A 21677-nucleotide genomic window follows, 5' to 3' on the forward strand; every position below is an offset into this window, starting at 1 on the left:
GGTCATAACGACGCTTCAGTTCCTCAGACCTTTTCCAGGGCGTAGCCAGCCTTGATCCACTTGCTCGACTCGACGGCCACGCCAATCGCCTTCTGGCCCTGTTCGACTACCTCCAGGAGCCGTGCGAGCTGCATGAACGGCAGGGCGTTGCTGGTGTTCCCGGTTTCCGCGACACAGGAGACCTCTGCAACGCCCGGCAAGTCCATGTGGGCCACAATCCGTTCGGTCATCCGACCGGACAGCTGGGGCGGCAGCACATAGTCCAGTTCGTCCTCGGACCAGCCCAGCTCGTCCATTAGCTCCCAGACGATCTCCCGGGCCATCACCGGCACAGCACTCTCGATGGCTTTGTAGTCCTCGCGGATCGGCTGCCGCCCCGAGTCGAGGTCGGCGACGCCGAACCACTCCACGGTCTGGCCCGGTTCGCGGCCGAGCCCGGTCAGCCGGTTGAGCACCCGGCGCAGAGCCAGCCGCGCCCCGACAGGCTCGGAGGTGATCACCGCGGCCCCGGCCCCGTCACCGAAGAGCACGAAGTTGACCAGCTCGGACGGCGGCATGGTGGTGAAGTCCTGGTCCAACGGCAGGATCTTGGCGCACACGTCCCCGCCGAGCACCAGACCGTTGCGGTGCAGTCCACTGCTGACCAGTGAGTAGCCGAGGTCGAGCGCCTGCACCGCGCCGGCGCAGCCGGACTGGAGCTGGTAGGTGGGCAGGTGGTCCAGGCCCAGCCTGTCGGCGACCAGGTTGACCGTGGCCGGCATCAAGGCGTCCGGCGTGGCCGTGCCCAGCACGATGAATCCGATGTCCTCCAACTCCAGACCGGAGGCTGCCAGAGCCTTGGCCCCCGCCTGCGCGGCGAGGTCAGCCAGCGTGTACTGCTGCTCCTTGCTGTCCAGGTCGAGCGCGAAGTGCCGGGTCCTGGTCCCGATGAACACTTCGATCCAGTTCGCGTCGATACCGAAACGATCGGCGAGGCGCTGGTTGTCGATGGGAGCACCTGGCAAAGCGGTCCCGACGGCGGCTATGTACGCATTGGCGTCGGCCATGGTCGCAATCTTCCTTTTTCTCACACTGCTGATGGACGTCAACTGGCTTGGGGTACGGCAGCGGTGCTGTGCTCGCGCAGGAATGCGATCAGCGCGCCCACAGTGGTCAGGTGCGGCAGCAACTGCTGGACGGTGAACTCCGAAAGCTCCGGCAGCGCGGTCTCGACCCTGACCTTGAGCTGCATGACCTGCACCGAGTCCAAACCGAGGTCCTCGTAGAGCCGGGAGCGGAGCGCGATCTCGCCTGGCTCGTAGCCACCGGTCTCCGCGACGGCGGTGAGCACGGCGTGGGTCACCCGGTCCGTGTTCGCCGACGGGGTGGGTGCCCCGTTTTCGGCCGCACCACCCCCGTCATCCGGGGCAGGCCGGGCGGCCGGTCGGCGGTCGTCCGCCTGCGGTGCAAGAGCGGCGGGGATCGCCACTGGCAGGTTGAAGTAGCGGCGCTGGGTGGAGAACTCGTAGGGATGCAGCCGCTGCAACTGTCGATCCGGCTCCCCGTACAGACCCGTCCAGAGCGGGTCGATGCCCGCGAGGAAGAGCGCCGCCACGGCCTCGGCCAGATCCTCTTGGCCTGCTTCCTCCCCGGGGGCAGGGTGGAGGCAGACCAGGTCGTCGGCCAGCCGGAGCTTGCGCACGAGGGGGGTGAGCACCGGCTTGGGCCCGATCTCGATCAGCAGCTTCAGGCCGTCGTTGACCAACTCGTGGACGGCGTCGGCGAAGCGCACCGGCTCGACCACCTGGCTCGTCCAGTAGCCGCCGTCCATCGCTTCTGTGTCGGTTGCCCGTCCAAGAAGCGTGGAGTACAGGGGGATGCGCGGCGCTCGGGGGCGCACAGCCGAGGCCACCCGGCTGAACTCGGGCAGCATCGCAGCCATGAGGCGAGAGTGGAAAGCGTGCGAGACCTTCAGCGGCGTGGCATCGACGCCACGGCGGCGCAACGCCTGCGCGATGCGCTCCAGCGCCTCCAGCGCACCGGAGAGCACAGTGGCGCCGGGTCCGTTGACGGCAGCGATGTCCACCAACGGCTCGTCGGCGACCAGATCCGCGATCTCCTCGGCGCCGGCCCGCACGGCGGTCATCCCGCCGCCCGCGGGCAGCGCCTGCATCAAGCTGCCGCGCGCCGACACCAACTGGGCCGCATCGTCCAGTGAGAGCACGCCCGCGGCGACCGCCGCAGCGAACTCGCCGACGCTGTGCCCGAGGACGGCGGCCGGTTCGACGCCGAGGCCGGTCATCGTCCGGGCCAGGGCGTAGCCGACGGCGAACAGCGCGGGCTGCGCGTGGCCGGTCTGGTGGATTCGGTCGTCGGCTGCGAACACCAGGTTGCGCACTGACTGTCCGAGATGCGGTTGCAACGCTTCGTCGGCCTCGTCGAAGTAGCCCCGGTACAGAGCAGACTCCTGGTACAGCCGACGGGTCATGCCCACGAACTGGGCCCCCTGGCCAGTGAAGAGGAAGGCCACCTTGTGCCGTTTCTCGGGCCGGCCCGTACGGATGGCGAACTCTTCCGGGTCGGCCGCCGCCTCGGCCAGCTTGCGGGACAACTCCCCGGTGCTGCGTGCCACCACGGCGAAGCGGTGCGGCAGCGTGGTCTTCACCTGGTTGCTGCTCCAGGCCAGCGGGGCCACCGACTCGTGCCGGCGGCGCGCCAGCCAGTCGGCCTGCGCCTGCACATTGCGGCGCAGTCCGGTCTGGTTGTCGGCGCTCAGGGTGAACACCACCGGGGTATCCAGCCCTTTGCCCGCCACCGACCGCCGACGGGCCCGCGACGGCGCGGAGGCCAGCACCGCATGGGCATTGGTGCCGCCCATGCCGAAGCTGCTCAGACCGGCCAGAACCGGGCCCGTCGGCAGCCGCAGCGGCGTCTTCAGCAACCTCAATCCGTGCGAGCGCAGCGCCAGCTTGTGATTCTCCCGGGTGGCGAACGGGCTGGCGGGAACAATACGGTGGTGCAGGGCGAGGGCCACTTTGATCAGCCCGGCGATACCCGCGGCGGCCTCGGTGTGGCCGATGTTGCCTTTGACCGAGCCGATGGCACAGGGCTGCTTGCGGCCGGCTCCGTAGACGTGGCCCAGCGCCTTGGCCTCGATCATGTCGCCCAGCACCGTTCCGGTGCCGTGCGTCTCGATGAAGTCCACTTGGCCGGGGCTCGCCGCGGCGCGGCGCAACGCCGCCGCCAGCACCTCCTGCTGCGCCCAGCGGCTGGGCGCGGTGAGCCCGTTGCTGCGTCCGTCCTGGTTGACGGCGGTGCCGCGGATCACCGCATACACCTGCTGGCCGTCTGCCAGGGCATCCTCCAGCCGACGCAACACCACGGCGCCCACGCCGTCACCACGCCCGATGCCGTCGGCCACAGAGCTGAACGGCTTGCAGCGGCCATCGGGCGCCGACAGCCCCGCCTGGGTGTAGAAGATGCCCAACGCCGGGGTGAGCTGGAGGTTGACGCCGCCCGCCACCGCGTGGTCCACCTCGCCCGAGAGCAGCGCGTTCACCGCGAGGTGCACCGCGACCAGAGAGGAGGAGCAGGCAGTGTCCACCGCCAGGCTCGGGCCTTTGAGGTTGAGGTGATAGGAGACCCGGTTGGCGACCATGCTGCAGCTGCTGCCGGCCCCCGTCTGGGCCGTGACCTTGGCGTAGTCGCGCAACTGCAACTGACCCCACTCGCTGGCCATCACTCCCACGTAGACCCCGACAGCGGTGTCGGCCAGCCGGTGCGGCGGCATCCCTGCGTCCTCGAGAGCCCGCCAGACGGCCTGCAGGAAGAGCCGCTGCTGCGGGTCCATCGCTTCGGCCTCGCGCGGCGAGACCGCGAAGAAATCGCTGTCGAAAACACCAGGGTCGTGGACGAAATTGCCCCGCGTGGTATTGGTGCGACCCGGTGAGCCATTCGGGTCATAGCACTCAACCGCCCTCCAGCGGTCCGGCGGTACTTCTCCGCCGCCGTCACCGGCCCGCATCAGCAGGTCCCAGAAGGCCTCCGCGTCAGGCGCGCCGGGAAATCGGCAGTCCAGCCCGACAATGGCGATCTCGTTCATCGTGCGGTGCTCCCCGCGAGCCGGGCTGCCAGGTGGTCGGCAAGGGCCTCGACGGTGGGGTAGTCCCAGGCGAGGGTCGGTTCCAGTTCGACGCCGTATTCCTCCTCGATGTCCCCGCACAGGCTGAGCGCGACGACCGAGTCCAGACCGTAGGTCGCCAGCGGGACCGAGACGGAAAGGCCGGCAGGGTCCATCTCCACGTGCCGTGCCACCCGCTCGACGATCCATTCGCGCAGCGTTACGCCGGTATGGCCCTGGGCGGCTTTGGTCATGACAGATCACTCCTTGGGGCTTACGCGATGGTCGTGTGCGGGTGACGGCCGGTCAGCCGAGGACCGGCGTCGCATACAAGTCGAAGCTGTGCCGCCGAGCGTGGCGGTCGTACACCTCGCGCCGGAGGGTCAGTGCCCACTGCGGATCCATCCCGGGAGCCGGCAGTCCGAGCCGGCGGGCGATCCGTGTCAGGGCGAGAGCTGCCCACGCGGGGTCGGCGAGGAAAGTGTCACCAGGCCCGGACGGACCGCTTGCGCAGGTGGCGTGCACGGCCAGGACCGCGGCGCCCGCCAGCAACAGCGCGTAGCGATCGGCCAGCGGGAAGGCTCGCAGGTCGGTGACGCCGGGCGGGAGCTCCAGGCAGCGTGCGCGCAGCTCCTTGAACTCCGTTTGCAGCGCGGCGGCGAGCGGACGCAGCGGGCCCTCGCAGGCATGGTCGAGCCAGGAGCTGACAGGGTCGTCCGACGCGGCCAGCGACAACCGGTCCGGGCCGGTCAGGGCGGGCAGCTCCCCGTGCGGCCGAAAGAGCAGAGCCGGCGCCGGCTCGGTGCGCATCCAGGCAGATTCAGCCAGGCGGCGCAACTGGGGTATCAGGATGGCCTGGCAGGCAGCACTGCCAAGATGGCCGAGGCCGATCACCGGAAGGTCGCGCACCGCCTTCTGGAAGAGGCCGGCCTCGCCGTCGCGGTCGAAAAGGTGCCTGCCGAGGACCGAGGACAGGTCGTTCAGCGTCTGCGCCAGAACCCGCGGCACCAAGTACCTGACGGCGGCGGCGTACACACTGGTCCGTTCGGGCAGCAGGTGCACGGCCCGGGTACCGACCAGTGCGAAGGCGTCGCACAGCAGCAGATCGGCGAATCCGCCGGCCAGGGTCTGCCATGCATGTTCCCCGTGCTGCTCGTTGCGCAGCGCTGTCCGCACGGCGGTGCGCAGCGCCGTGTCGGCTACGCCGATCATTGCCGAGGCAGCGACGGCGCCAACGATCTGGAAGGAGCGCAGAGTCAGCTCCGTTCCTTCGCCCTCCTCGCCGAGGAGCGCAAGACGGTCCAGGCAGCAGCCACGGAAAGCCAGACCTGCGATTCGGCAGGAGCGGACCCCGAGGGTCTCCTGACGGGGCAGCTCGGAGACGGCGGCCGAATCGAGTCCCTCCCGCCCTACCAGAAACACGGAGTGGGACCGCGGGCCCGCCCCGCCGGTGCGGCATACCAGGGTCAGCGCATCGGCCCTGGTGCCGTTGAATACAACCCGCTTGCGGCCCTCCAGACGGTAGCCGGAGTCCTGCGGCCACGCCTCGTACTCGTCGCGCAGCAGCACGCTGCCATGTGTGACTCCATGGCAGGCGTTGGTCATCCGGCCCCCGCCGAGAAGCAGTCCCGCGGTCGCTTCCCGCTGCTGTGTGCTCCCGGCGTTCCACACATGCACCGCACTCGTGAAAGTCATAAGCGCGTTGCCCACGCCGACCGAGGCGTCCCGGCGGAACACGTGGCGCAAGAGGCGGGCCACCGTGTCGATCCGGTCCATCCGGCCTCCCAGCGTCCGCGGCACCAGCTCAGCACCCAGACCGAAACGGTCCAAGGCCAGTTCAGCCTCGTCGAGGACCCGCCGGTCCGCGTCGGCGGCCAGCAAGGCCGCGTGGCCGACCGGGTTGTCCGGATCCCCCGGGTCCCCAAAGGCCGCTTCCACGGCGGCAACCCGCGTCTCCGGCGCCGAGCCGGTGTCCGGCACAGCCGCCACAAGACCCTGGTCACGCACCGCAGCCGTCATCACAGATCCTCTCCCGTCTGGTTCGTCCGTCGCGTTCAAGCCGGCGAACCGGCCGCCCCAGGACGCCCGATCCGGGCCGCCACTTCCGGGGTGAGTAGCTCCTGGAAGGCCTCCAACTTCCCCTCCAGGAACAACCTCCGCATCAGCGAGCGCTGGATCTTGCCGCTCGTGGTCTTGCGTACGGTCCCGCGCCGAACCAGCAGGACGCCCCCGACCGGTACATCGAAGGCTCGAGAGACACCCCACTGCACCGACTGCGCCAGCGACTCCAGGCCAATACCCTGGGGGGCGCCGCGAACTTCCTGAACCACCACCGCGACATCACGACCGCCCGCTTCCACGGTGAAGACCGAACCGGGACCTTGCCCCAGCAGCGGATCGAAGCCTTGGACCACCTGCTCCACGTCCTGCGGGTAGACGTTGCGTCCCTGGAAGATCAGCACTTCCTTGCGCCGCCCGGTCACATACAGCTCGCCCTCCACCAACGCGCCGAGGTCGCCGGTGCGCAGGAACGGGCCCGCGCCAGTGGCGGTATGTGCACCGAAGATCTCCCGGTTGACCTCATCGCGATCCCAGTAGCCACAGGCGACACTCTCGCCGCGCAACCAGATTTCGCCGACCGTCCCCTCAGACAGTTCCTCCCGCGTTTCCGGGTCGACGATACGCAGGTCAAAGCCAACCACCGGGCCACAGCTGACGACGGACCTGGCAGTCTCGCCCTCAGCGGCGTCGATCAGACGGTTGTTCTCCAGCGCAAAGGCCGAGACGGTACGAATGACCGGGGTCACACCGACAACGGAACCGCTGACGATCAGCGTGGCTTCGGCCATGCCGTAGGCGGAGTGCAGCGCGCCGGCGCTGAAGCCGGCGCCGGCAAAACGCTCGGCGAACGCCCGGACCGAGGAAGCGCGGATCGGTTCGGCGCCGTTGAGTGCCGACTTCCAGCAAGACAGATCCACGTCGGCCAACTGCGTGTCGGTGATCCTGCGTGTGCACAGGTCGTACGTGAAGTTCGGCCCCCCACAGACCGCCACCCGGTACTCGGAGATCATTTCCAGCCAGCGGTGCGGCCGCTTCAGGAACGAGGCGGGAGACATCTGTACCAGCGTGGTGCCCAGATACAAGGCGTGCAGGATGAAGCCGATCAGACCCAAATCGTGGAAGTAGGGCAGCCACGACCCGAGGACGTCCTCGGGCGTGGTACCGAGAATCTCACTGAACACCGCCGCATTGGCCAACAGATTACAGTGCGAGACCATAACGCCCTTGGGGTCGCTGGTGGAGCCCGAGGTGTACTGCAGAAAGGCCAAGTGCTCCGGCCCGAACTGCGGCTGCTGCCACGTCTCCGGGGCACCGTAGTCCGGCGTGTCGGTAGCCAGACACTCGACCCGCTCGCCCAGTTGCTCGGACCGAAGCCACTCCCTCACATCCTCCACGTTGGCCTGGTCGGTGAGCACCACACGCACGTTCGCGTCACGGACGATGCCGGTGACCCGGGAGAATGCCCGACCCTGCCCGTCGGGCAACGGCGAGGGGACCGCCACGACACCCGCGTACAGACAGCCCATGAAAGCCTTGGTAAAGGCCAGGCCGTGGTCGTAGAGCATCAGCACACGCTCACCGAACAGCCCCCGCTGCTGCAGCCAGGAAGCCAGCCTGCGGGCTTCACGGTCCAGACCGGCGTAAGTGAGGTGCTCGGGGACATGGCTTCCACTCGAGTCGTGCAGGAAAATATAGGCGTCCCGCTCCGGGTGCTCCTGCGTACGGTGCCGCACCAGATCCGTGAACGTCGGGAAGTTCGCTGTACTCAGCAAGGCCACTCTCATATCTGTTGGCTAAGGGGTGGCAATGTTCCCCCTCCGACCCCTCCGATAATTCGGAGGGAACAGAGCAGTTGCGTCACAGTCCTACGACGCGTGTTCTCCCGGCACATCGGCCGACGAAGCGGTAGACAGGGCGCTGACGCTCCGTCCCGTCCAGACGAGAGCCCGGGCGATGAAGTCCACGACTTTCTTGGACACGTTGGGCGACACACGCCCTGCTCCAGCCTCGTTTAGTGCGACTCACTGACCCCGGCGACCGCGGCCGGTTCGTCACGCCGCCGTCCCGCCAAGCGCCGGCGCTCGTCGAACACTGGCAAATCGACGTCTGCGAATTGCATCTGCGCACGCCGTGTCCGCAGAAACCTATCCGGTACCGACTCGCTGCTCATGAATTCGAGTATGGGCTCACCAGGCTATGCGTACCTGCCCCTGCCAGTGCCAGTTTCAGCTCCGACAACCCGCCCGCAGCACGGTACAATCCGGCGGCAAGAACGGCGGCAACTCCCGCAACGACAAACGCCCCAAGACGATCGTGGGCTGTGTCAGTTTCTTGGCTCTGTCTGACTTCCGGTGGTGACGAAGCGTGATTAGCGTCGTCGTCATTGCATGCGGGACGTCGACGAGCTTGTGGGCGTGGTGTTTTCGGGGTTGCCCCCGCTGGTCATCGAGGACGTGGTGGATGAGGGCGAGCTGATCCGGGTGTGGGCGCGGACGCCGGAGTACCCGGTGCCGTGTCCGGGGTGCGGGGTGGAGACGACGCGGGTGCACGGTTATCACGAGCGGATGGTCGCCGACGTGCCGATTGATGCCCGCCGGGTGGTGGTCCGTGTGCGCGCGCCGTCTGGTGTGTCCTACCCGGGGCTGCCGTCAGACCTTCCGCGAACAGTTGCCCGGAGTCCTTGAACGTTGTCAGCGTCGCACGCCCCGCTTGACCTCCCAAATCGGGGCAGTGGTCCGGGAGTTGGCCGACCGCGCTGGCACACGCGTGTTATCCGCCCTGGCAGTGTTCGTCTCCCGACACACCGCACTGCACATACTGCTACGCGCGCCACTGCCCACGCGGCGGGTGCCGCGCGTGCGCGGAGCGGACGACTTCACCCTGCACCGACACCCCGCACACAGCACATGCTGAGCCGGTCAGCCGACCACGGCTTGGGCGTCGATCTCGACCAACATGCCGTCCAGGGGCAGCCCGACGAAGACGGTGGTCCGGCACGGCTTGGGGCCCGTCGCGACATGCTGGTCCACAAAGCGCTCGTAGGCCTGGTTCATGGCGCTGTAGTCGTCGCGGCTGGTCAGGTAAATGCGGAACATCACCACATCCGCGATGGACGCGCCGCCCGCGGCGAGGATCGCGCTGACGTTCTCCAAGGCGAGGATCGTCTGTTCTGCGGCGTTGTCCCGGTGGAGTACTTCACCGGTGGCGCGGTCCAGCGCTCCCTGGCCGGAGACCTGGAGGATGGAGCCCTTCCGTACTCCCTGGGCGAAGTACCTTGGCGCGGGCGCTGCCTCGTCGGTGTGGATGGCGGCGTGTGCCGAAATGGTGGGATCGGTATCGGCTGGTTGGCTCATGGTTGGCTCCAGTTGTGTCGGATACGGGGTGTCAGTGGGCAGCGGTGGCGGCACTCGGGCGCGGGGTGCTGCGGGTCAGCCGCCATTCCTCGTCGATGCGCATCGTCGTCTGCTCTTCGCTGCCGTAGCGCTCCCAGCCGGGGTCGCCGTGGTCGACGAAGGACACCCATGCCGCGTGCATGCGCGAAGCGATGGAGTCCGCGGGCCGGGCGGGGCCGAGCAGTGCGTTCTCGCCGTGGAGTGCGGCGATATCGGTGCGGTCGAAGACGAACGGGAGCTCGATGCAGTGGCAGGCGCCGAGCCCGCCGTCGAAAGCCGCGGAGCGCCAGCCGAACTCATACGCATAGGTGCGCGAACCGGGACGGGCGGCGTGGGCGTCGGCGAGGGCCCGGTTGCTCTCGGCGTACACGTCGCTGATGAGCCGAGACGCCAACGCTGCGGGAGCTACCCCGGGGTAGCGCGCGTGGTAGCCGGCCACCAGTGCCTCGGGGTCCTCGTGGCGTCGGGCGGCAGCGGCCAGCAGATCAGCCTCGGCCAGCTTCGCCCCCGAACCACTCGGCACTGAGTAAAGGTTGGCTTCTTCCGAGTTGACCCCGATGAGCAGGTCGTTCGCCGTCGTCCCTCGAGGTTTCGCGCCGGGCTCCGTCAAGTGGTGGAGCACGACCGCAGGCTGCTGGTCGAGCAGCACGCCGTCGATCACCGGTTTGAACGGGCTGCTGCCCAGGGACGTGTCACGGTAACCGTGTGCCGCGTGGTCGACCGGCCCGATGGCGTCAAGAACACTTGCCAGGCGCGAGTCGTCGAGCGCGGAGAGCGATTCGGCCGTCATGGGAACACCGAGCGCGTCGCACACCGACCGGGTGACCAGGGATGCCTGGTCCGAGGTGAAAGCACACAGGCCACTGCCGCTTTGGCTGATCGCGCGCTGGAAGAGGCCGTCCGCTTGGGGAGCGGCGAGCAGGGCCGCGACGATCATCGCTCCCGCTGATTGGCCCGCGAGTGTCACCCGGCCCGGATCACCGCCGAAGGCGCTGATGTTGTCGCCGACCCAGGTCAAAGCGGCGATCACATCGAGCAGCCCCCGGTTGGCCGGAGCCCCCGGCACGTCGAGCCATCCGACCACTCCCAGACGGTAGTTGAGCGTGACGAGCACCACTCCGTCCCGTGCGAAGGTGGCGCCGTCGAACAGTTCTGCCTGCCCGGTGCCGGAGATGAAGCCGCCGCCGTGGACGAAGACAAGGACCGGAAGTCCGCGCGCCGCGACGTCCGGGGTGGTGACGGTGACCGTCAGGTACTCCTCCCCCGGCATCCATCCCCCGCCCATGACCGGCCGCAAGTCCATGCCCCCGAATCCGCCGCGGTGAGGTGCGGGCGCGGTGGGTCCGGGCGCGGTGGCGTCCCGTACCCCGCCCCAGGGTGCAGCGGGGGCCGGAGGCGCGAAGCGGCCTGGGCCGACCGGGGCGGCGGCGTAGGGGATGCCGGTGAAGACCTGGCGGCCCGGGCGGGAGAGCCCCCGGATCCGACCGGTCGCGATCCGCGTCTCCACGAGGTTCCCGGCGCTCATACCGTGGCCTCCAGCGGCGCCCACGACTGGACGGAGAACTTGGCGCCCGACCGCTGCACCACCATCGCCGGCCGCCCGCCACGTAGATGCGCGGGGAAGACCAGCTTGCCTTCGTCGGCGGCCTGGCCGAGCACTCGGCGCCGGGATGCGCGTGCGGCTTCCTCGTCCTCGCAGAAGCAGCTGTTGCAGTCGGGTTCGACCACCTGCACCGGGTTGTGCAGCAGATCGCCGACGAACACCGCACGGTCGGTGCCGGAGGCCACCTCCACCACGGACGACCCGGGGGTGTGCCCGGGAGTCGCGACGAGCCGCATGTTCGCGTCGATCACATGCGACTCGTCCCACAAGACAGCCTGGCCAGCCTGTACGACGGGCACCACACTGTCCTCGAAGACGTTCTGGTTGGCCACCTCCATGCGGCGGCGATAGGAGTTCGCCGGGTTCCAGAACTCGTAGTCCGCACGCGGGAACAGGTACTGCGCGTTCGGGAAGGTCGGAATCCACTCGCCATCGACCAGGCGGGTGTTCCAGCCCACGTGGTCTGCGTGCAGGTGCGTGTTGACGACCACGTCGACGTCCTCGGGCGCCACACCTGCGGCCTGCAGCCGCGACAGGTAGCCGGTGTTCAGTCGGTGGAAGGCAGCCATGGCAGGCCGCTCCTTGGCGTCGCCGACGCCCGTGTCGATCAGTATGGTCGCCCCACCGCTGCGCAGCACCCATGTCTGGACGCAGGACCGCAGGAGGCCGGCTTCAACGTCCCAGTAATCGGGGGCGAGCCAGGACCGGTGCTCCTCCCACGCCTGGGGCGCGACGTCGGTGAACATCGCCTCCGGAGCGCGGGTGGTGCCCTCATATTCGATGACTCGCGCCACATTGACGTCACCCAAAGTGATCGACTGCATGCTGTTCCTTCCCTGCCTGCCATTCACGCCCGGATATGCGTCAACCGTTCACCAGAACCGTCCACGACGCTGTTTCCAAGATCTAGAGTGCGCCATGACGCCTGTTTCAGGCAAGCGGAAGCATGAAATCGCCCAATCGAGTCACCTGCTCACTCCCGAACCTCTCACGCTCCAGACCCTGCGAGGAGCGATCGCCGGATCCAGTCACTTGTTCCATCTGCATGCCGGGTCCCTGCGCAAAGCGGGTTAGGATGGCCGAGTCGCAGCGGTCGAGAGAGCATGTTCTGTGCGGACAGGAGTGGCGTCGATGACTGACATCGAGCTCGATCGGATGGACCTGGATCTGATCGCCGCACTCCAGCACGCCCCCCGCGCCCCCTTCGACGTTCTGGCCCGCGCGCTCGACAGCTCGGCGCGGACGATCACCCGCCGATACGCGCGGCTGGTCGACGCGGGTGTCTTGACGGTGATCTGCGAGGTGGACTGGTCGCTGCTCGCCGAGGGGATGCCAGTCAACGTATGGATCCAGGCTGAGCCGGGGCAGGCCGCGAAGGTCGCAAAGCAACTGTCCGACCGGCCCGACACCACCTTCGTGGCGACCACCACCGGTACCGGCGACGTCTTCTGCATGCTGCACGGCACCACCCGTGCCGCCACCGCCGCCGCCGTGGCCAACGACGTCCCCGGCATCGCAGGCATCCACTCCCTGCGCACCGAATGGGTACTACGGCGTCTCACCAGCACGGCGGCCTGGCGCCTGCCGCGCCTCGATCCGACCCAGATCGCCGCCCTGAGCGCACACGCGATCACCCCGGACCCCACCACCGCGGAACTCGGCGCTCATCTCAGCGACCTGGAACGCGCGACCATCGACCTGCTGCGCAACGACGCCAGGCTGGCTTACTCGTGCATCGCCCGCGCGCTCGACATCACCGAGTCCCGCGCCCGCCGCACGGTCGCCCCGATGCTCGACTCCGGTCTGCTCAGGCCCAGGGTGGAGGTGGACCCGCGACTCCTCGGCTACCAGGTCGAGGCCGTGCTGGGCATCAACTGCCGCCCGCACGCCGTGAACCGGCTCGCCGCATCGCTGACCGAACACCCCGCCACCCGATTCCTCGCGCTGACCGGAGCCACGACGATGCTCACCTACGTCGGCGTCTTCCATGACGAACAGCAGCTCGCCGACTTCCTTACCAGTGACTTCCCTGGCAGCGAAGAGATCACCTCCGTCGAGTGCTCCCTCCAGCTCGACGTCTTCAAGCGCTACTGGATCCCCCGCCCTATCCCGCGTTCCCACGCAGCGAAGGGCGACCCGGCTACTCACCGCCCGGAGTAACCAGGTCGACGGAGCCACCGGCCGGTCAACGAACGGCTCTGTCCCGTAATCGGTGGTAACGAAGGGTGACAGCCGTCGTTGGCGTGGTGTGCGCGATGTCAATGAGCTTGTGGGGGTGATCGGCATCGACGACTTCGCCCTCAAGCGCCGGCACCGCTGTGCCACGATCGTCATCGACGCCGAGACCGGCGAACGGATCGACGCCCTGCCTGATCGCAGTGCCGCGACGGTGGCGAAGTGGCTGCGCGAGCACCCCGGCGCCGAGTACGTCTGCCGGGACGGCTCCGGCTCCTACGGCGAGGCGATCCGTCAGGCCCTACCGGAAGGCAGCAGCCCGGTCGTCGAGTCCGTACCGACGACACCGTCCAGCTGCTGAAACGATGCTCCGAGCTCCCCCAGCCAGTGGGTGGTGGCGTCGTTGTAGGCGCACCATGCGATCCGGCCTATGGCAACTGCCGAGCTGATCCTGTCATCGCGTGGTGGATCAGCGGTCTGGGCCATGAGTACCTCCTCAGTTCCAGTGGTCTGGCGCCGACAAGAAGCGCCGTCGATGTACGGGCCCCCGCGGGCAGCAAAGGCAAGACCGCCGGGCGCCCCGCGATGCGAAGTGGTGTTACCGCGTCCTATCTCTGGCGCTCGGCCCCATCCAGCGTGAGAAGGACGCACTTTCCCGTGAGCAGGGGGCAGGATTCGAGGTTCGCGGCCAGTACGGAAAGCATGTAGAGCCCCCGCCCACCGGTCCCGCCGTCTGACGGTTCCAGCGGAACCCCGCCGGCAGGTCAAGACGGTTCACCATGACTCCCCCTTCAAAATATGAGGGAAACTCATGTTAGCCCCGCACCCAGGAAACGCCAGAGGCAACCGGCCGTCATCACAACGGCGTTGTCCCGTGCCCCAGGAGTCGCATCCGGCAACGGAGGCCGCGGAAGGTCCTGCTACCGCCGCTGCGTGAAGCGGGGCGCACGGGGTCTCACGGTTCCGTCGACTGCTCCGTCCGAATGCTGTGCGCGCATCCATTCCCCACGTTGCCCGCCTACCGATCAGTACGAGTGTGCAATGACCGTGCCACGTACGTCCGCTGTCGCTGCGTCGCACGTCGCGCACCCTCCGTCCGCGCCCCCTGGAGCCCACCCATGCGTTCGCTCAGGCTCATCGTCCTGCCGCTGGCCGCTGCCCTTCCGCTCACCGTGATGGCCTCGGCCGGCACCGCCGTCGCCGCCGCGCCGGACCGGTCGGCGTCCCACCGCACCCCTCTGCCGTCCGACTGTCCGGACCTCCTCCCGCCGGACGACCCGACCGTCTACTACTGCGGCCGGTCCGAGCTGGGCCCGGCCGAACTGCCGACGACCGGACCGGTGGCGACGCTGCTGAACCACTACCAGCGCTTCGGGGGCCTGCAGCCGACCCAGTTCCTCAGCTGGTACCGCGACGGCACCCAGTGGAAGTACCCCGGCAACCGAGGCTTCGCGGAAACCAACGGCACCCTCGACATGCACGAGCAGACGATGGACGTGGGCCAGGCCCTGGACCGCTTCGGGGCCGACACCGGCGGTTTCCTGGCGACCGGCGGGACTCCCTACGCCAGGCGCGCCCTGCCGCCGGACTCGCTCAACGGCCCCGGGAACAGCTACCACTGCTACGAGGTGAACCGCCCCTTCAACGTGCAGGCCGGTCGGATCGCGGCCGGTTTCAACCAGCCGGGGTTCGGCTACCAGCAGTGGCTCGACCCCCAGTTCAAGCCGTCCGACTTCACGGACGCCGAGCGCTACAACGTCGCCAACCTCCTCAAGCACGAGTACCTGAAGGTCGCCGAGCCCGAGCGCTGCGTCGGCACGGGCCACGGCTCCTGAACCACGGCCGACTGGACGCGGGCATCGCCGTGACGCGCGGAGACGGAGTTCGGCCCCGGGCCGGTCGGCCAGGTCCGGCGAGGGGCTCTTGATCGGTGGTTCGTGGTGGTACGCGGGCACGGGCCGGATCCTCGGAGGACCGCGATCGGGCGCGGCCGTCGAATGACAGTACGTTCCGCTGCCCGCGCCTGATGGGATCGCCCGCCCGGTGGCCGGCCACCGGGCGGGCGATCCCGTCAGGTCAGCACGGAGACACCGTCGCCGACCAGCTTCGCCCCGAGGACGAGGAACAGCACCGCCATGACGGCCGTGTTGTTCCGCGCGGCCCAGTCCCGCCAGTCGGCGAGGGTGCCCCTCGCCCGCTCGCCCATGACCAGGAAGACGCCCAGCGGCGTCAGCAGTCCGAGCGAGCCGACGACCACGAACACCGCCACCGACGCGATCTGCTGCCCGACCGGAAGCCCGGCCGAGCCGATCGTGGCCCCCGCGGCGATGGCCAGGGGGGCGTTCTTGGCATTGGCCGCCGCCAGCGCCAGCCCCAACCCGAGGGTCTTGCCCGGGCTGAGGCCGTCGATCACGGACATCCACTTCGGCAGCTGCGCCTGGGCGGGGTCCTTGGGACGCCGGCGCCACTGTCGAGCACCGAACAGGACGAGCAGGACCCCGAGGGCGAGCTTGAGAACTCCCACCCAGGTGGCCGGGTGGCCGTGCCCGGAGGATCCGGCAGGCCCTGCGACCGCCAGCATCACGCCGGTCAGCCCCGCGAGTCCCACGACCCAGCCTGCCGTGAAGAGCAGTCCGTTGAGACGGCCACGCGGCGTGGCGAGAATCAGAATGATGGCGATGATCGGTAGCGGGCTGACCGCGACCGCGGCCGCGAAGCCCAGCACATCACCGAGAACCTTTCCCATACACGTCCTCTGTACGTTCTCCGGTCGACGCCGGCCCTGTGGTCACCCGCCGGTTTCGAAGCCGGGGAACAGCGTCATGCCGCCGTCGACGTAGAGCGTGGTGCCCACGACGTAGTCGAACAGGTCGGACGCGAGCGCGGCCACGGCGGTGGCGATGTCCTCCGGATCACCGACCCGGTTGTAGGGGATGAGGCGGAGCAGGTCGGCTTCCGCCTCCGCCGACTCCCAGGCGCTGCGGTTGATGGGGGTGCGGATCGCGCCGGGCGCCACCGCATTGACCCTGATCCGGTGGGGCGCGAGCTCCTGGGCCAGGGTCTGCATCATCATCAGCACGCCGCCCTTGGAAGCCGCGTAGTTCACATGCCCGGCCCAGGGGATGATCTGGTGGACCGAGCTCATGCAGATGATCTTGCCCGCGGACCTGGAGACCTCGGGCACGACACCTCTGCGCCGGAACTCCTTGGCCGCCTCCCGGGCGCACAGGAACTGACCCGTCAGGTTGACGTCGAGGACCTTCTGCCACTGAGCCAGGGTCATCTCGGTGGCAGCGGCGTCCCGCTGCAGGCCCGCGTTGGCCACCAGGACGTCGATCGTGCCGAACTCGTCGATCATCCGGGAGATCATCCCGGTCACCTGGTCCTCCTGGGAGACGTCGGCCTCGTGCGCGTAGGCGCGCACGCCGAAGCCCTCGATCTCCCGGACCACCTCCTCGGCGGCTTCTCGACCGGCCACGTAGTTGACCACGACATCGGCCCCGACCCGCCCCAGGCCGATGGCGGTGGCCCTGCCGATTCCGGAGTTCGCCCCGGTCACCAGCGCCTTCTGGCCCTTCAGGAGCGGGTAGGAGGTCATCCGACGGCCCTCGTTGTCGCTGGTGCCCACTGCTGTCTCCCCATCTGTCCGTGCCGCGGCACTCCGAACACAAGCAGCACCGCCGACCCGGGTCGCGGTTCGGCTCGCCGCGCTGGTCCGTCAGGGGGACATCCGTCAGACCATCGGCCCAGCGGGCCGTGGTGCCCGGAACGCGGTCCTGCACGGCCCCCGGCACCCGGACATCGCCTTCGACGGCCTCAAGCCTTCGCCCACGGTGCCCAGGCACGGTGCCCAGGCCCGTCGGCGGGCCGGGGCCACCGCACGACGGGCTTCCGGCCGGCGGTCAGTCGTCCCACTGCCGGTCGAGGGCCTCGTCGAGCGTCCTGGCCGCCATGATCAGCGAGAGATGGGTGAAGGCCTGCGGGAAGTTGCCCAACTGCTCGCCGGTCGGTCCGATCTCCTCGGCGAAGAGACCGACGTGGTTGGCGTAGGTCAGCATCTTCTCGAACGCGTAGCGCGCGGGGCGGAGCCGATCCGCCCGGGCGAGGGCGTCCACGTAGAGGAAGGTACAGAGGCTGAACGTTCCTTCCGAGCCCCGCAGACCGTCCGGCGAGGCCGCCGGGTCGTAGCGGTAGACGAGACTGTCGGACACCAGGGTGCGGTCCATCGCGTCCAGCGTCGACAGCCAGCTCTCCGTCCGCGGAGCCAGGAACCCGACCCGGGGGATCAGCAGCAGTGAGGCGTCGAGGACGTCGCCGCCGTAGTACTGGACGAGCGCCTGCTCCTTCTCGTTCCAGCCGCGTTCCATCACCTGTTCGAGGATGGCGTCGCGGGCGGCCGTCCAGCGGGCGGTGTCGGCGGGACGGCTGTACTCGGCGGCCAGGCGCAGGCCGCAGTCGAAGGCGGTCCAGGACATCACCCGGCTGAAGGTGAAGTCGTTGCGTCCGCCGCGGGTCTCCCAGACGCCCTCGTCAGGCCGGTCCCATGAGTCGGCCAGCCAGTCCAGCGTCCGGGCCAGGTTCTTCCAGCCGTGGTAGCCGGCCCGCATGCCGACCTCGCGGGCCTCGGCCAGGGCGTAGAGCGCCTCGCCGTAGATGTCGAGCTGCAGCTGGTCGGCGGCCGCGTTCCCGGCCCGCACCGGGTACGAGCCCCGGTAGCCCTCGAAGTGTTCGAGGACCTCCTCGGTCAGCTCGGGGTCGCCGTCGACCCGGTACATGATCTGGAGCGGCTCACCGAGGACCTCCTGCTGCCCCCGCAGCCGCTCGCCGAGGCGCTCGGCCAACCAGCCGGTGAACTGCGCCGCCTCGTCGGTGAACCCGAGGTCGAGCAGCGCGCGCACGGACAGTGAGGCGTCCCGTACCCAGGTGTAGCGGTAGTCCCAGTTCCGCTCACCGCCGACCTGTTCGGGCAGGCCCATGGTGGCCGCGGCGACGGGGGCGCCGGTGGGCGCGTAGGTGAGCAGCTTGAGCGTGATGGCGGAGCGGTTCACCATGTTCGGCCACCGACCCCGGTACCGCGAACGGCGCACCCAGTGCTGCCAGAAGTCCACCGCCTGCCACAGCTGCTCGACCACGCCCTCCACGGTCGGAGGCGCCGGTGCCTCACCATCCGGTGCGTCGACGGTGAACACGGCGGCGGCCACCTCCCCCGCGTTCAGCGTCACCACGCCCCGCACGTCCCGGTCGTCCGGGTGGAGCTGGAAGCTGGCCTGCAGGTGCGCGACGAGGCCCGGCGCGCGGAACGTGGCGGTATCGCCTCGCAGGTCGAGTTCGTGAGCGGCCCGGCCGTAGTCGAACCGCGGTCGGCACTCCAGGGCGAAGCGCACCGTACCGCGCACCGCCCGCACTCCGCGGATCAGGACGTGCCGGTCGCTCGGGGTGGCCTTCCGGTCCGGCGGCATGAAGTCGAAGACCTCGCCCACCCCGTCCGCCGACATGAACCGCGTCACCAGGACCGCGGTGTCCGGATAGTAGAGCTGCTTGCAGGTGGTGCCCCGGTCCTCGGGTGCGAGCAGGAAATAGCCGCCGCGGTCGTGGTCCAACAGCGCGGCGAAGACACTCGGCGAGTCGAACCGGGGAGCCGCGAACCAGTCGACGACCCCTTGGGACGAGACCAGAGCAGCGGTCTGCAGGTCGCCGACCAGGCCGTGGTCTGCGATCGGTGGGTACCGGTCCATGATCATCCAGCCTCCCTCCCCCTTCTCCACTGTCCGCCCGGCCCGGCGGGCGTGCGAGAGGAGACCGGAGGCCGTGCCCGAGTCGGCCGTGGCGGGTTCAGCCGGCCCGCGTTCGCGGGTGGTGGAGACCTTGAGGGTCGAGGTCTTGCCCGTCCCGGCGCCGGCGACCAGGACCGGGCTGCCCGGAGACGAGCACCCCCCTGGCGGCCCGTTGTTCCCCGGTCGGCTTCACGACGGGTCGAGGCGGTCCGGCATGACGGCAGCCTCCCGGGTGAAACATGAGAATTGCTCACGCTAGTGACGCGACACCGGAACACCGGGGCGGCGGCTCAGACTGTGTGGTCGAGCTGGGCCCAGAGCGCGCGTTCGGTGGGGGTGGGCGGGACCTCCGGGCAGAGCCGTTCGGGGTGGCGGGGCGCCGCGCCACCGGCCTGATGCGGCGTCAGGCCGGGTACGTCCAGCCAGAGTTCGCCGAGGCAGGCCAGCGCCTGCCAGAGGCGGGCGGCCAGCGAGGCCGGCAGACGTCGGACGGTGGGACGCATCCGTGTCCTCCTGCGATCAGCCGTGCGCCTCCCCCCGTGACGGTCAGGGGGAGGCACAGGGTGGCGGTGTGGTGTCCAAGTAGCAATACCACCCGCCTAACAGCGATCGCGAGGCACAAGAGCCCATTTTAGGGCGCGCCAAGGGGGCACTTAGCCCCGCTGCCGAGCATCGTCCGGGGCTTTCGTCCGAACCGGCGAGCCGGCTGGCACCGCGCACACCCGACCGTCTGCGACCGTCCGAACGGCACGCCCCGGACCGTTCCTGCTGTGACCGCATTCGATCATGGGACTGCCAATGGCCACGCCTTCCGAAGAGAAGATCGTCACTGCCCTGCGGGTATCGCTCCTGGAGAACGAGCGGCTGCGGCAGCAGAACGACAAACTCACCGACGCCGTCTCGGCGCCCATCGCCATCGTCGGCATGGGCTGCCGCTTCCCCGGCGGGGTCACCTCGCCCGAGGACCTGTGGCAGCTGGTGGCCGACGGCGTCGACGCGATCGGCGAGTTGCCCGACAACCGCGGCTGGGACGTCGAGGGACTGTACGATCCGGACCCGGACGCCGTCGGAAAGAGCTACACCCGGCACGGCGGGTTCCTGTACCAGGCGGACCGGTTCGACGCCGAGTTCTTCGGCATCAGCCCGCGCGAGGCGCTCGCCCTGGACCCACAGCAACGACTGTTGCTGGAGGTGTCCTGGGAGGCGATGGAGCGGGCCGGCCTCGACCCGCACGCCTTGCACGGCAGCCGAACCGGCGTCTTCACCGGCCTGATGTACGGCGACTACGGCTCACGGCTGTTCGAGCACACCCCGGACGGTTTCGAGGGCTACATCGGCACCGGCAGCGCGGGCAGCATCGCCTCCGGCCGGATCTCCTACACCTTCGGCTTCGAGGGTCCGGCGATCACCGTCGACACCGCGTGCTCCTCCTCGCTGGTGGCGATGCACCTGGCCGTCCAGTCGCTGCGAGGCGGCGAGTGCTCGCTCGCCCTGGTGGGCGGCGCCACGGTGATGGCCACCCCGACCACCTTCGTGGAGTTCAGCAGGCAGCGCGGCCTGGCCGCGGACGGGCGGTGCAAGTCCTTCGCGGGCGCCGCGGACGGCGTCGCCTGGGGCGAGGGCGTCGGCATCCTGGTGATGGAACGACTCGCGGACGCCCGGGCCAACGGGCACCGGGTGCTCGCGGTGATCCGCGGCTCGGCGGTCAACCAGGACGGCCGGAGCAGCCAGCTCACCGCCCCCAACGGGCCCTCGCAGCAGCGGGTGATCCGGGCCGCGCTCGCCGACGCCCGACTGACTCCCGCCCAGGTCGACGTGGTCGAGGCACACGGAACCGGCACCACCCTCGGCGACCCGATCGAAGCCCAGGCCCTGCTGGCCACCTACGGCCAACGACGCGACACCGAACAACCGCTCTGGCTGGGCTCGATCAAGTCCAACATCGGACACACCCAGGCCGCCGCCGGCATGGCCAGCGTGATCAAGATGGTCGAGGCGATGCACCACGGCATACTGCCCAAGACCCTGCACGTGGACGAGCCCACCCCACACGTCGACTGGGAGACCGGCGCCGTCGAACTGCTCACCGAAACCCGGGACTGGCCCGAGACCGACCACCCACGCCGCTCCGCCGTCTCCTCCTTCGGCATCAGCGGCACCAACGCCCACATCATCCTCGAAGCCGCCCCCGAACCCGCCGAAACCGCCACCGACAACCCCGAGGACACCCTCGCGCCCCTCCTACTGTCGGCGAAGAACCACCCCGCCCTGCGCGAGCAGGCCACCCGCCTGCACGCCTACCTGACCGAACACCAGGAGACCCGACCCACCACCACCGCCGCAACCCTCGCCGCCCGGCCCCAACACCCCCACCGCGCCGTCATCCTCGGCGACAACCGCGACCAACTCCTCGACGGTCTCACCGCCCTCGCCCAGGACCAGCCCGCCACCAACGTCGTCACCGGCACCAGCGACCACCCCGGCCGCACCGTGTTCGTCTTCCCCGGCCAGGGCTCCCAGTGGGACGGCATGGCCCGCGACCTGCTGGCCGAGTCCCCGGCCTTCCGCACCCA

At 69.2% G+C, this 21677-nt stretch carries 15 protein-coding genes and 2 pseudogenes; 5 read left to right on the forward strand and 12 right to left on the reverse strand.

The annotated features are described in order from the left end of the window. Positions 1 to 23: 23 nt before the first annotated feature. The 5 genes from ABZW30_RS37310 to ABZW30_RS37330 are packed head-to-tail and all read right to left on the reverse strand — an operon-like array spanning position 24 to position 7932. Positions 24 to 1046 carry a 3-oxoacyl-ACP synthase III family protein gene (locus ABZW30_RS37310; protein WP_355675731.1) on the reverse strand — a complete coding sequence of 341 codons (1023 nt, stop codon included), beginning with the start codon at positions 1044 to 1046 and terminating at the stop codon, positions 24 to 26. A 38-nt stretch (positions 1047 to 1084) separates the two neighbouring features. Next, positions 1085 to 4081, reverse strand: coding sequence for a type I polyketide synthase (locus ABZW30_RS37315; protein ID WP_355675716.1), 2997 nt, complete (start codon positions 4079 to 4081; stop codon positions 1085 to 1087). Then, positions 4078 to 4353, reverse strand: coding sequence for an acyl carrier protein (locus ABZW30_RS37320; RefSeq protein ID WP_355675717.1), 276 nt, complete (start codon positions 4351 to 4353; stop codon positions 4078 to 4080). Before ABZW30_RS37320 ends, ABZW30_RS37315 begins: the two co-directional genes overlap by 4 nt. A 52-nt stretch (positions 4354 to 4405) precedes the next feature. Next, a complete protein-coding gene (locus tag ABZW30_RS37325) occupies positions 4406 to 6118 on the reverse strand; it encodes an acyl-CoA dehydrogenase (RefSeq protein ID WP_355675718.1) in 1713 nt (570 codons plus the stop codon). Between the two features lie 35 nt (positions 6119 to 6153). Beyond that, positions 6154 to 7932, reverse strand: a complete 1779-nt coding sequence (locus ABZW30_RS37330; protein ID WP_355675719.1) for a fatty acyl-AMP ligase — start codon at positions 7930 to 7932, stop codon at positions 6154 to 6156. A 615-nt stretch (positions 7933 to 8547) separates the two neighbouring features. Between ABZW30_RS37330 and ABZW30_RS37335 the strand changes: the two are divergent. Beyond that, positions 8548 to 9067 (forward strand): annotated as a pseudogene (locus ABZW30_RS37335) (transposase family protein); the annotation flags it as partial. Positions 9068 to 9078: 11 nt separating this feature from the next. Here ABZW30_RS37335 and ABZW30_RS37340 read toward each other — a convergent pair. Genes ABZW30_RS37340 through ABZW30_RS37350 form a run of 3 tightly spaced genes read right to left on the reverse strand, consistent with a single transcriptional unit; the run spans position 9079 to position 11979 of the window. Continuing rightward, positions 9079 to 9513 carry a RidA family protein gene (locus tag ABZW30_RS37340; RefSeq protein ID WP_355675720.1) on the reverse strand — a complete coding sequence of 145 codons (435 nt, stop codon included), beginning with the start codon at positions 9511 to 9513 and terminating at the stop codon, positions 9079 to 9081. Between the two features lie 31 nt (positions 9514 to 9544). Continuing rightward, positions 9545 to 11077, reverse strand: coding sequence for a carboxylesterase family protein (locus ABZW30_RS37345; protein WP_355675721.1), 1533 nt, complete (start codon positions 11075 to 11077; stop codon positions 9545 to 9547). Next, complete coding sequence (locus ABZW30_RS37350) at positions 11074 to 11979, reverse strand: MBL fold metallo-hydrolase (RefSeq protein WP_355675722.1); 906 nt, start codon at positions 11977 to 11979, stop codon at positions 11074 to 11076. Before ABZW30_RS37350 ends, ABZW30_RS37345 begins: the two co-directional genes overlap by 4 nt. Before the next feature lie 307 nt (positions 11980 to 12286). Here ABZW30_RS37350 and ABZW30_RS37355 point away from each other — a divergent pair, with 307 nt between their 5' ends. The 3 genes and pseudogenes from ABZW30_RS37355 (at position 12287) to ABZW30_RS37365 (ending at position 15165) form a co-directional block, all read left to right on the forward strand. Further along, positions 12287 to 13315, forward strand: a complete 1029-nt coding sequence (locus ABZW30_RS37355; RefSeq protein ID WP_355675723.1) for an Lrp/AsnC family transcriptional regulator — start codon at positions 12287 to 12289, stop codon at positions 13313 to 13315. A 115-nt stretch (positions 13316 to 13430) separates the two neighbouring features. After that, positions 13431 to 13640, forward strand: a pseudogene (locus ABZW30_RS37360) (transposase); the annotation flags it as partial. 808 nt (positions 13641 to 14448) lie between these two features. Next, positions 14449 to 15165, forward strand: a complete 717-nt coding sequence (locus tag ABZW30_RS37365) for a TNT domain-containing protein (protein WP_355675724.1) — start codon at positions 14449 to 14451, stop codon at positions 15163 to 15165. Positions 15166 to 15401: 236 nt separating this feature from the next. Here the strand turns inward: ABZW30_RS37365 and ABZW30_RS37370 are convergent, their stop codons facing one another. The 4 genes from ABZW30_RS37370 to ABZW30_RS37385 all read right to left on the reverse strand — a co-directional run bounded on the left by ABZW30_RS37370 (position 15402) and on the right by ABZW30_RS37385 (position 19607). After that, on the reverse strand, positions 15402 to 16076 hold the full coding sequence (locus tag ABZW30_RS37370; RefSeq protein WP_355675725.1) for a GAP family protein: 675 nt from the start codon (positions 16074 to 16076) through the stop codon (positions 15402 to 15404). Between the two features lie 42 nt (positions 16077 to 16118). Continuing rightward, entirely contained in the window at positions 16119 to 16928 is an 810-nt protein-coding gene (locus tag ABZW30_RS37375) for an SDR family oxidoreductase (RefSeq protein ID WP_355675732.1), read from the reverse strand. Positions 16929 to 17232: 304 nt separating this feature from the next. Next, positions 17233 to 19065 (reverse strand): glycoside hydrolase family 15 protein, encoded by a 1833-nt coding sequence (locus tag ABZW30_RS37380; protein ID WP_355675733.1) that lies wholly within the window; start codon positions 19063 to 19065, stop codon positions 17233 to 17235. 329 nt (positions 19066 to 19394) lie between these two features. Next, positions 19395 to 19607, reverse strand: coding sequence for a DUF6059 family protein (locus tag ABZW30_RS37385; RefSeq protein WP_355675726.1), 213 nt, complete (start codon positions 19605 to 19607; stop codon positions 19395 to 19397). A 295-nt stretch (positions 19608 to 19902) separates the two neighbouring features. Here ABZW30_RS37385 and ABZW30_RS37390 point away from each other — a divergent pair. Then, positions 19903 to 21677: type I polyketide synthase (locus ABZW30_RS37390; protein WP_355675727.1), on the forward strand; the 1775-nt coding region annotated here is incomplete at its 3' end.

The organism is Kitasatospora sp. NPDC004669 (assembly GCF_040609455.1).
GTDB lineage: Bacteria > Actinomycetota > Actinomycetes > Streptomycetales > Streptomycetaceae > Kitasatospora.